1 rRNA gene (cut by a window edge) is annotated in these 1,181 nt (G+C 52.1%); it reads right to left on the bottom strand.

What is annotated here, in order from left to right:
* Positions 1–20: 20 nt before the first annotated feature.
* Positions 21–1,181, bottom strand: a 23S ribosomal RNA gene (locus LMJ53_RS16940); its annotated part runs 1,492 nt beyond the window's last position; the annotation flags it as partial.

The raw sequence follows: 1,181 nt of genomic DNA, 5'->3' as shown, positions 1-1,181 counted from the left end.
TAAAACATCTTGGGCGTTGTATGGTTAAGCCTCTCGGGCAATTAGTATGAGTTAGCTTAACGTGTCACCACGCTTCCACACCTCACCTATCAACGTTGTGGTCTTCAACGACCCTTTAGTAGACTCGAAGTCTAAGGGATGACTCATCTTGTGGCCGGCTTCCCGCTTAGATGCTTTCAGCGGTTATCCGTTCCGAACGTAGCTACCGGGCAATGCCATTGGCATGACAACCCGAACACCAGCGGTTCGTTCACTCCGGTCCTCTCGTACTAGGAGCAACTCCACTCAATCATCCAACGCCCACGGCAGATAGGGACCGAACTGTCTCACGACGTTCTAAACCCAGCTCGCGTACCACTTTAAATGGCGAACAGCCATACCCTTGGGACCGACTTCAGCCCCAGGATGTGATGAGCCGACATCGAGGTGCCAAACACCGCCGTCGATATGAACTCTTGGGCGGTATCAGCCTGTTATCCCCGGAGTACCTTTTATCCGTTGAGCGATGGCCCTTCCATACAGAACCACCGGATCACTATGACCTACTTTCGTACCTGCTCGACGTGTCTGTCTCGCAGTTAAGCTGGCTTCTACCATTACACTAACCGTACGATGTCCGACCGTACTTAGCCAACCTTCGTGCTCCTCCGTTACTCTTTAGGAGGAGACCGCCCCAGTCAAACTACCCACCAGACACTGTCCGCAATCCCGATCCAGGGACCTACGTTAGAACATCAAACATACAAGGGTGGTATTTCAAGGACGGCTCCATCTGAACTAGCGTTCAAACTTCAAAGCCTCCCACCTATCCTACACATGTAGGGTCAATGTTCAGTGCCAAGCTATAGTAAAGGTTCACGGGGTCTTTCCGTCTAGCCGCGGGTATACGGCATCTTCACCGCAATTTCAATTTCACTGAGTCTCGGCTGGAGACAGCCTGGCCATCATTACACCATTCGTGCAGGTCGGAACTTACCCGACAAGGAATTTCGCTACCTTAGGACCGTTATAGTTACGGCCGCCGTTTACCGGGGCTTCGATCAAGAGCTTCGCTTGCGCTAACCCCATCAATTAACCTTCCGGCACCGGGCAGGTGTCACACCCTATACGTCCACTTACGTGTTTGCAGAGTGCTGTGTTTTTAATAAACAGTTGCAGCCAGCTGGTCACTGCGACTCTCC

The organism is Rheinheimera sp. UJ51, assembly GCF_020819615.1.
Lineage (GTDB): Bacteria > Pseudomonadota > Gammaproteobacteria > Enterobacterales > Alteromonadaceae > Alishewanella > Alishewanella maricola.
This window is presented reverse-complemented; position numbering and strand designations above follow the sequence as displayed.